Source organism: Trichloromonas sp. (genome assembly GCF_041583255.1).
Classification (GTDB): Bacteria; Desulfobacterota; Desulfuromonadia; order Desulfuromonadales; family Trichloromonadaceae; genus Trichloromonas.
The window spans coordinates 1-5726 of the sequence record NZ_JBFHGD010000211.1 but is presented as its reverse complement, the minus strand read 5'-3'; the positions used below and the strand labels follow the sequence as shown (position 1 = coordinate 5726).

Below are 5726 nucleotides of genomic sequence, written 5' to 3'. Positions count from 1 at the left end.
GCCGTTAATAGCTCCCTTGGGCGTGAAAATAGGTGTGGCCGCCAGAAACCACCGCGGCGAACCCGATGGGTAGCGCAGCGACGACCGCGCCGATCGGCGCGCTGACCGCGATCAGCCCGGCCGGGCCGGGGCGATAGAAGCGGCCGCCACGGTAGCTGTATTCATGCTTGCCGTGCCGGACATGCTCATAATCACGGTGATGACGGCGGTCTTCTTTCCACGGCTTGTAGTGGCCGCGACCATCGGCCAGCGCCATCCCCGGAACGGTGCCGAGCAGGCTGGCCATGAGCAGCGATGCGATCAGCGTTCTGTTTTTCATGATATCCTCCCTTGGTGAAGCCTGAACCCGAACCTGGCCAAAAAAGCCGTTACCCTCTGTTGACACCAGGAATAACAGGCAATCTTGCAGGGATTGTGAAAGAAATAAGGAAAGATGAGCCCTGGCCGGACTTGCGGTGGAATTGAGATGGAAAGCTGTGCTAGAAATGAATTATCTGAAAGGGTTCGGCATGAGAACAGGAATCAAGCACAGGCTCTTCATCGCCCTGCTGGCCGCCACCGGACTGGTGGCGGTGGGGATGTTGCTGATCATGCAGTGGAGCATCGACCGGGGCTTTCTGCAATACGTCAACACCCTCGAACAGGAACGCCTCGAACGGCTGGCCATCGAGCTGGAGCAAGCCTATGCCGAACAGCTGAGTTGGAATTTTTTGCACAACGACCCGATCAACCTGTTTCGGCTGATGATCCGCACCCTGCCGGAACGGCAGTTTTCCCCCGAGCAGATCGAGCGTTTCGAACGGCGGATGAAGCGCCGGCACGAAGAAGGCGGCATCGGGGCAGGGCGGGAGCCCAAGAACGCCAATCCCGACCTCTTTGAAAGGCGGGTCGTTTTGCAGGACAGCCGTCGCCAGGTCATCTTCGCCCCGGCCAAGATCCCCCCATCGGCCACCTTCAGGCCGCTGCTGCATCAACGGCAGACGGTCGGCTACCTCGGCCTGGTCCCCCGCAAGGACCTGGCCGATGCCAACCAGCTGCGCTTCGTCCGACAGCAGAAGTGGGCCATGCTCCTGATTGCCGGGCTGATGCTGGTGGTTTCTGCGCTGCTCGCCCTCCCCTTGGCCAGCCGCATGGTGCGGCCGATCCGCAGCCTGGCCCAGGCGACCCGCCGGCTTGCGGCCGGCGATTTCTCCACCCGGGTGCCGGCCGCCCGCTCCGACGAGCTCGGGCAGCTGGCCCTGGATTTCAACTCGCTGGCCCTGGCCCTCGAGAAAAACGAGCAGGCCCGCCGCCAGTGGGTGGCCGACATCTCCCACGAACTGCGCACCCCGCTGTCGGTGCTGCGCGGCGAAATCGAAGCCCTGCAGGACGGCGTGCGCCAGCCCACCCCGCAGGCCATCGGCTCGCTGCACAGCGAGGCGCTGCGCCTGGGGCGCCTGGTCGATGACCTCTACCAGCTCGCCCTCTCCGACGTCGGCGCCCTGACCTACCGCAAAACCGAGCTGCAGCTGTCCGACCTGCTCGACCAGGCCATCGAGCCGCTCAAGGCGGATTTTTCCCGCAAGGAGATCGCCCTGCATTTCGAGCTCCCGAGGGACGCCGGGGTGCCCCTCTTCGCCGACGCTGAACGGCTGCAGCAGCTGTTCGGCAACCTGCTGGAAAACTCGCTGAAATACACCGATGCCGGCGGGCAGCTCGAGATCCGCCTGGAAAATGCGGACGGCGCAGCCGTCATCCACTTCAGCGACAGCGCTCCCGGAGTGCCGGAAACCGAACTGGACAAGCTGTTCGACCGGCTCTACCGGGTGGAAAGCTCCCGCAACCGCCACACCGGCGGGGCCGGGCTCGGCCTGTCGATCTGCCGCAACATCGTCGAAGCCCACGAGGGGACAATCAGCGCCCGCCCCTCGCCGCTGGGGGGGCTGTGGATCAGCATCCGGCTGCCCTTCACGAGGACTACATCATGAGTGGAAAAATCCTGATCGTCGAAGATGAGCTGAAACTGGCCGAGCTGCTGCGCGACTACCTGCGCCAGGGGGGCTTCGAGTCCCTCCATGTTGCCGACGGCCTCGCCGCGGTGCCCATGGTGCGCCAAGAGAAACCCGACCTGGTGCTGCTCGACCTGATGCTGCCGGGCAAGGACGGCATGGACATCTGCAAGGAGATCCGCAACTTCTCCAGCGTGCCGATCATCATGGTCACCGCCCGGGTCGAAGAGATCGACCGACTGATCGGCCTCGAACTCGGCGCCGACGACTATATCTGCAAACCCTACAGCCCCCGCGAGGTGGTGGCCAGGGTCAAGGTGGTGCTGCGGCGCAGCGGCGCGGCCACCCTTCAGGACCAGGGGCTGACCCTCGACGAGGCCCGCTACAGCGCCACCCTGCGCGGCGCCTCGCTCGAACTCACCGCGGTCGAGTTCAAGCTGCTGCAGATCCTCGCCGCCAGCCCGGGGCGCATCTTCTCCCGCAGCCAGCTGATGGATCGCATCTACCCCGACGAGCGGATCGTCAGCGACCGCACCATCGACAGCCACATCAAAAAACTGCGCAAAAAAATCGATGCGGCCGTCCCCGGCGAAGTTCTGATCCACTCGATCTACAGCGTCGGCTACAAGTACGAAGCGGGGCCGCCCCAGTAAACACAGGCATTCCGATGACATCCGGACAAAAGAACGTTGTTGTTTTTTTTCATTCGAAGAGGTAGACGCCGGCGCTAAAGATTGCGTACAATGGGACGGCTTGGCCACTTTCGGCCCTGCGTACCGCTTGCCTTCCTGTTGATGCGCCAATGAAACCACAGTACAAATACTGGATCTTCCTGGTTGCCATCGCCAACGTGGTCTTCGGCGTCATCTGGGCCGCCCTGTTCGGCTCCTGGTTCGCCCTGGCGCCCGAGGAACAGGTCTACATCAAGGCGCTGCTGGAAAAAATCCTGCCCTTTCCCATCCTCGGCTCCATCGTGCTGGTCACCGCCATCGGCGGCCTGGTCAGTATGCTGTTCTACTACTACATCATCCCCATTCTGCAGCTGGCCGAAAAGACCCGGCTGATCGCGACGGTCAACCCCGACTACCGGATTTTCCCGAAGGGGGGGCGCGAGGTCGTCTACCTGACCGGCATCATCAACGACTACGCCGACACCTTCCAGAAGCTGAAAACCGAGGTCGACGAACGGATCCGCAACGCCCAGGCCGAGATCGACGAAGAGCGCAACCGGCTGGCGGCCCTGATGTCCGAGCTCCCCAACGGGGTGCTGGTCTGCAACACCGACGGCCTGATCCTGCTCTACAACCAGCAGGCCCAGCACCTGCTGCAGCGGGAAGACGGGCAGAATGGCGGCAACAAACCAGCCGGCATCATCGGCCTGGGGCGCCCGGTCTTCGGGCTGCTGCAGCGCGAACCGATCATTCACGCCTTCGAACTGCTGCAGCAGTCGCTCAACCGCGAACAGACCACATCGACCCTCGGTTTCATGATGACCCTCGGCGACGGCTCCTGCCTGCGTCTCAACATGGCCCTGGTGCTCATCCATCGCGGTGACGAAGAAGAGATTTCCGGCTTCGTTCTGACCCTCGAAGACATGACCCCGCAGATCGAGGCCGACAGCCGCCGCGACATGCTGATCCAGACCATGACCGAAGCCTTTCAGGACGGCATCAGCGACATCCGCCGGGCCATTTCGACCATCCTCACCAAGCCTGAACTCAAGCCCCACCAGCTTGGGCGCTACCGCAGGGTCATCGACCGGGCCTCGCTGACCCTGCAGCAGAACCTGGAACAGGTGCGCGAACACTACGCCCGCCACCTGCACGCGCTGAGCAAGGTCGAGGATATCCTCGCCGAAAACCTCTTCGAAATCCTGCAGAAAACCATTCACGACCGCTTTGGCACCGAGGTCAAGGGCCAGGCCGAAACCGGGCTCTGGCTGCGGCTCGACAGTTATTCGATGGTGCAGGCGGTCTCCCACCTGGCCGGCCTGCTGCGCGGCCAGAAACACCAGGGCGCCTTCGAAATCAGCCTGAAGACAACCGGGTCGGGCCGGGCCTCGATGAACATCGGCTGGCCCGACTACTGTCTCGATTACCAGTTCATCGCCGACTGGGTGGCGGCCCCGCTGATCGCTGAAAACCCGGATGACCTGCTCAGCTTCAACGATGTGGTCAGCCGCTTCGGCGGCGCCGTCTTCATTGAATCGGCCGGCGGCAAGGCCTGCCACGAGGTGCGCATCGAGCTGCCGCTGGCCTCGGAAACCGACAGCGACGAAGTACTGTCGCCGCACAAACCACGCCCGGTCTACTACGAGTTCGACCTGTTCAACCGCCCCGGGATGGACGACCTCGGCAAACGGCCGCTGCGAAAGCTGACCTACGTGGTGTTCGACACCGAAACGACCGGCCTGCACCCCTCGCAGGGAGACGAGATCATCCAGCTCGGCGCCATCCGCATCGTCAACGGCCGGATACTGAAGGACGAGATCATCGATCAGCTGGTCGACCCGCGACGCAGCGTCCCCCCCGAATCGGTGGCCATCCACGGCATCGACCCCGCGAGCCTGGTCGGCCAGCCGATCATCGACCAGGTGCTGCCGCATTTCCACAAGTTCGCCGAAGGGGCCGTGCTGGTCGCCCACAACGCCGCCTTCGACATGCGCCTGCTGGAGCTGAAGGAGCGCCGCACCGGGCTGCGCTTCGACAACCCGGTGCTCGACACCATGCTGCTCTCCTCCCTCGTCCGCCCCAACCAGCAGAATCACTCGGTCGATGCCATCGCCGAAATGCTCAACCTGACCATTCAGGGCCGCCACACCGCCTTGGGCGACGCCATCGTCACCGCCGAAGTGCTGCTCAAGCTGATCCCCCTGCTCGAGGCGCAGGACATCTTCACCCTCGAGGATGCCCTCAGGGCCTCGGCACAATCCCCTTACGCCAGGATGGCGTTCTGATCAAACACCTCTCCAACGCATAACGGCGGCCCCGAAACCGGGACCGCCGTTGTTTTTTCACTCTGTGCAAATCGTTCAGATCAGGATGCGGGCCAACCCGTAACCGACCAGGCAGGCCGAGATCACCGCGATCAGCCCCGGCAGCATGAAGCTGTGATTGAAGTACCACTTGCCGATTTTGGTCGTGCCGGTGATGTCGAAGTTGACGGTGGCGATATCCGACGGGTAGTTCGGGATGAAGAAGTAGCCGTAGCATGCCGGCATGATGCCGATCAGCAGCACCGGCGAGAGCCCCAGGGCCAGGCCGACCGGAAGCATCATGATACAGGTAGCGGCCTGGCTGTTGATCACCACCGAGACCACGAACATGGCCAGGGCGAAGGTCCAGGGGTAGGCGGTGACCATTTCGGTGATGCCGACCTTGAAGCTCGGCATGGCGAACTGGAAGTAGGTGTCGCTCATCCAGGCGATACCGAAGATGGCGATGGCCGCGACCATGCCCGACTTGAAGACGACGCCTTCGGGCACTTTGTTGGAGCGGGTCTTGGTCACCATCAGGATAATGCCGCCGAAGGCCAGCATCATCATCTGGATGATGATATCCATCTTGATCGCCTTCTCGCCGACCTGCAGGGTGCGAATTTCCGGGAACATGGCGACCACCACAATCACGGCCAGGGCCAGCAGGAAGAGGAATACCGACTTGCGGGCCGAAGCCGGCAGTTTTTCATCCAGGGTGGTGGCGGTGGTGTCCTGGATGCGTTTACTCCAGATCGGATCGG

The 5726-nt window shown here is 62.9% G+C and carries 5 protein-coding genes; 3 read left to right on the top strand and 2 right to left on the bottom strand.

The window, feature by feature from the left end:
- Positions 1–4: 4 nt before the first annotated feature.
- Positions 5–319: a DUF6515 family protein gene (locus ABYV89_RS13935; RefSeq protein WP_432823550.1), complete on the bottom strand. Its 315-nt coding sequence runs from the start codon at positions 317–319 to the stop codon at positions 5–7.
- A gap of 166 nt (positions 320–485) precedes the next feature.
- On the opposite strand from ABYV89_RS13935, the gene ABYV89_RS13930 reads away from it, so the two are divergent.
- The 3 genes from ABYV89_RS13930 (at position 486) to ABYV89_RS13920 (ending at position 4944) form a co-directional block, all read left to right on the top strand.
- Positions 486–1967 carry an ATP-binding protein gene (locus ABYV89_RS13930; protein WP_432823549.1) on the top strand — a complete coding sequence of 494 codons (1482 nt, stop codon included), beginning with the start codon at positions 486–488 and terminating at the stop codon, positions 1965–1967.
- Positions 1964–2641, top strand: coding sequence for a response regulator (locus ABYV89_RS13925; RefSeq protein ID WP_432823548.1), 678 nt, complete (start codon positions 1964–1966; stop codon positions 2639–2641). The genes ABYV89_RS13930 and ABYV89_RS13925 overlap by 4 nt, the downstream gene beginning before the upstream one ends.
- 149 nt (positions 2642–2790) lie before the next feature.
- A complete protein-coding gene (locus ABYV89_RS13920; protein ID WP_432823547.1) occupies positions 2791–4944 on the top strand; it encodes an exonuclease domain-containing protein in 2154 nt (717 codons plus the stop codon).
- A gap of 75 nt (positions 4945–5019) precedes the next feature.
- Here ABYV89_RS13920 and ABYV89_RS13915 read toward each other — a convergent pair.
- A partial coding sequence (locus ABYV89_RS13915) for an anaerobic C4-dicarboxylate transporter family protein (RefSeq protein WP_432823546.1) occupies positions 5020–5726 on the bottom strand: 707 nt, incomplete at its 5' end.